3 protein-coding genes are annotated in these 4,401 nt (G+C 59.4%); all 3 read left to right on the top strand.

Going from position 1 to position 4,401, the window contains the following annotated elements:
• Positions 1 to 1,478 (top strand): lysine--tRNA ligase (gene lysS / locus H5U08_RS11035; RefSeq protein WP_297032965.1); only part of this gene is annotated, 1,478 nt, incomplete at its 5' end.
• A gap of 33 nt (positions 1,479 to 1,511) precedes the next feature.
• Complete coding sequence (locus tag H5U08_RS11030) at positions 1,512 to 3,035, top strand: ABC transporter permease (protein ID WP_297032963.1); 1,524 nt, start codon at positions 1,512 to 1,514, stop codon at positions 3,033 to 3,035.
• Positions 3,028 to 3,918: an ABC transporter ATP-binding protein gene (locus tag H5U08_RS11025; RefSeq protein WP_297032962.1), complete on the top strand. Its 891-nt coding sequence runs from the start codon at positions 3,028 to 3,030 to the stop codon at positions 3,916 to 3,918. Before H5U08_RS11030 ends, H5U08_RS11025 begins: the two co-directional genes overlap by 8 nt.
• Positions 3,919 to 4,401 lie beyond the last annotated feature (483 nt).

Here is a 4,401-nt window from a genome sequence, read left to right as displayed (position 1 = left end):
TGGAGGCCGCCCGCCGCGAGAAACTCCGTCGTATCGCCGACCTCGGGCTGGATCCCTGGGGTGGACGATTCGACGGGCACAGCCCGATCGCGGAAATCCGGGCCCGGGAGAACGAAATCCGCGTCGTTCCGGCGGGGGAATGCGAAGTCGGCAAACCACCGGAACTCCAGGGGCCGCGGGTTCGCGCGGCAGGCCGGATCATGCTCCTCCGCCGGGCGGGCAAAATCATGTTCATCGACATCCGCGACCGGACGGGCAAGATCCAGGTGCTCGTCGGCAAGGCCCAGGTCGGGGACAAAAACTGGGAGCTCGCCCAGTGCTTCGACCTCGGCGACATCATCGGTGTGGACGGGGAACTCAAACGGACCAAGACCGGTGAGCTGACGATTTTCGCCGATAACCTTCACTTCCTGACGAAATGCATTGAGACACCGCCGGAAAAATGGCACGGTCTGAGCGATCCCGAACTGCGGAACCGCATGCGGTATCTCGACCTGACCTACACGGAAGGGGTCATGGAACGGTTCCTCCGCCGCACGCGGATCGTGCAATCGATTCGTAGAACGCTGGACGAAGAAGGATTCGTGGAGGTCGAAGGGCCCACCCTCCATGTGGTGGCGGGCGGTGCCGCGGCCCGGCCGTTCATCACCCACCACAACGCGCTGGATATCGACCTCTACCTCCGAATCGCCCTGGAACTTCATCTCAAGCGGCTCCTCGTGGGGGGCATGGAACGCGTCTACGAGCTCGGCCGGGTCTATCGCAACGAAGGGATCAGCCCCCGGCACAATCCCGAGTTCACAATGCTGGAAGCCTACCAGGCCTACGGCGATTACCACACCATGATGGACCTGACGGAAAAGATCATCGTCCGGGCCATCGAAGCGACAGGCCAGCCGCTTCAGCTCCCCTGGGGGGAAAGTGTTATCGATTTTACACCGCCTTTCCAGCGAAAGACGTACGACGAGCTCCTCGCCGAACACACGGGTGTTGATCCTTCCGATCCTTCCTCGGTGACTCAGTTTGCGCAGTCGCACGGAATCGAAGTGAGGGGGAAGCATCCGGACGTCGTCAAGAATGAGGTCTTTGAGGAATTTGTCCAGCCAAAATTGACAGGCCCCATTTTCGTGCTCGATTATCCTGCCTCGATCTGCCCGCTCACCAAGCGGAAGCGGGAAAATCCTGCGATTGCCGAGCGATTCGAACTCTTTGTGCAGGGGATGGAACTCGCCAATGCTTATACGGAGCTCAACGATCCCGACCTGCAGGAAGAACTTTTCTCACGGCAGCTCGAGGGCCTGCCGGAGGAAGAATCGATGGCAAGGATGGATCGCGATTTCATTCGGGCCCTGCGCTACGGCATGCCCCCGGCCGGCGGCCTGGGAATTGGTATTGACCGACTGGTGATGTTATTGACAAACTGTCAGAGCATTCGCGAGGTTATTCTGTTTCCACTCTATCGGCCGGAAACGGAGTGATTGGCGCTCGGCCGTCAGGGAGGACGTTCTTTTATGTATCGCTGGTTGCTGTGTTGGCGGTATCTGCGAACGCGCTACATCGCGCTGGCCTCGATCATCAGCGTCACGCTGGGCGTGGCCACCATGATCGTCGTCAACAGTGTAATGATGGGCTTCACCCACGAAATGGAGAACCGCCTGCACGGCATCCTTTCTGATATCATCTTCCAGTCGCGGAGTCTGGAGGGCTTTCCCGATCCTGACTGGCACATGGAGCAGATCCGTCGGGTGGCCGGCGATGACATCGAGGCCATGACCCCGACCGTGGTGGTACCGGGGATGCTCAACTATCAGGTGGGCGACACCTGGATGACCCGGCCGGTTCAGATCATCGGCATCGACGAGAAAACCCAGGGGTTGGTGAGCGATTTCAGCAAATACCTTCAGCATCCGGAGAACCGCCGTCAACTCAGTTTCCAACTCCGCGAAGGCGGGTACGACGTGATTGATCATCAGGCTGACGGGCCGTCCCTGCCCCGAGAAGAAATGGCTCTGGCTGGGTGGGAACACCGTCGCCGTATGGCTCGAATGAAAAAAATGCTTCTTGAAATCGAACGGTCCGAGAAAGCGTCGGAGGCGAGCGAATCGCTTCCCGCGAATTTGCAGGATCCTTTTGCCCGGGCAGCTCCCCAGGAACCCGCACTCCAATTCGATCCCGAAAAGTCACAATACACCGGCATTATTCTGGGAATTGGGCTGGTGAGCTTCCGCCGCGACGGGCAGGATCACTTCCTCCTCTTGCCGGGCGACGATGTCAAGCTGACGCTTCCCACCGTGGGAACTCCCCCCAAAATCGTCAGCGACACGTTCACCATCGTGGATATCTACGAAAGCAAGATGAGTGAATACGATTCCAACTTTGCCTTTGTGCCCATTCGCGCCCTCCAGCAATTACGGGGCATGATTGACCCTTCCACGGGAAAGGGCTACGTCAATGCCATTAGCATCAAATTGAAGCCGGGGGCCGACATGAACAAAGTGCGAGACAAGCTGCGTGCCGCGTTTGCCCCCCAGTATTACGCCATCGACACCTGGCGTGACAACCAGGGCCCGCTGCTCGCCGCCGTGAGCATGGAGACGGCCATCCTCAACGTTCTCCTTTTTCTCATCATCTGCGTGGCCGGATTCGGGATCCTCGCCATCTTTTTCATGATCGTCGTTGAAAAGACCCGCGATATCGGGATTCTCAAGGCGCTGGGCGCTTCATCCGGCGGAGTGATGAGCATTTTTCTGGGCTATGGGCTCCTTTTGGGGATGGTGGGGGCCGGGGTCGGTCTGATTTTGGGGTTGCTTTTTATCAGGCACATCAACGAGATCGCAGATTTACTCGGCCGCATCACCGGCCACCGGGTCTTCGATCCCGATATCTACTACTTCTACAAAATTCCCACCATCGTCGATCCCTGGACGGTGGGCTGGATCATCTCGGGAGCCATGATGATTGCCATTCTGGCCAGTATTTTGCCGGCGCTGCGGGCAGCGCGACTGCATCCTGTGGAGGCGCTCCGCTATGAATAAGACGTTTTCCCTGTTCCGCACGCGACAACATCCGCCCCCACCGGTTCCTCCTGAGGGTGAAGCACCGGCCCCGGCAAACGGTCACATGGAACTCGCTGGCCCCCACTTCGTTTCGTCCCGCAGTGACGGCTGCCTCCATCCGAGCGGCCAAATGAGCGATCAGGTCTCGGCCTGCCCCGGCATTCTCTCGGCGTGTGACATCACCAAGACCTATCGCAAGGCCGCCGTGGAAATTCCCGTCCTCAAAGGGGTTAATCTTTCCGTCCAGGCAGGAGAGTTTCTGGCAATTGTGGGCCAGAGCGGCTCCGGCAAGAGCACGCTTCTCCATCTGCTGGGACTGCTCGATCGGCCTGACGAGGGGACCATCAGCCTGGAGGGCCGGCGGATCGACAACCTGCCCGCCTCCGCACGTGATCGTCTGCGCAATCGCACCTTCGGCATGGTCTTCCAGTTCTATCATCTTCTGCCGGAACTCTCGACGCTCGAAAATGTCATGATTCCCCTGATGATCGGCCAGAGCGTCTGGCGTTATTTGCGGCACCGGCGAGAGAACATCCGCCGCGCCAAGGAAATTCTCGAACTTGTGGGTCTCAGCCATCGACTGAAGCACCGACCGCGGGAGTTATCGGGGGGAGAACTTCAGCGGGCGGCCATTGCCCGGGCGTTGGTCAATCAGCCGCGCATCCTGCTGGCGGACGAACCGACAGGCAATCTCGACCCGGCTACCGGTCGGGAAATCCTCCGTCTGATCCAGAACCTCAACCGCCAGGTGGGGCTGACGATCGTCATGGTCACGCATGACCGGACCGTGGCGGAGATGGCCGACCGCGTCGTTTCGCTGGTGGACGGCCGGATCACGCATCAGGATTTTGCCCGGGCTTGATTCGCGCACACCTCGACGTCACTCAGCGCGCAGAGCACGTGGGCTCACTTTATATCTCGGGGAACGGTCATCATCCACGGCCGGGAGTGCCGTGGGGCCTGTTGCGGGGGAAGAACGGACCTGACAAGCAGGGCCCTCCGAAGTTGGAGGGACACGGAAGTTAGAGGGACACGCTGGTCCTGCTGGAAAAAAAACGCGTTGTCCCCAGGAAAGAAGCCACCGCCGCAGGAAAACGGGGATCACCATCAGGTGCCTTCGAGAGAGCCGTGACAGTGCAGGTTGATTCCATGCGCCGTGTGATCCTTTCAACGGCGATTAAGACGTGGGGCTGATCATCTTTGGCGTCGGTTCATCCGCGCGGTTTTTCGGCTGCCGAATGCCGGAAACTAGGCAATCCTCACTCCGAAAAGCCTCACGAAGACTCGGATTGATCGGATTGAGAGGAGACGTTGCTGTCAGAGTCGGCGCGGATGGCCTCGGGAG

Source organism: Thermogutta sp. (genome assembly GCF_014359955.1).
Taxonomy (GTDB): Bacteria; Planctomycetota; Planctomycetia; order Pirellulales; family Thermoguttaceae; genus Thermogutta.
Note: the sequence above shows the minus strand (reverse complement) of the source record. Positions and strands in the feature narration are given on the sequence as shown.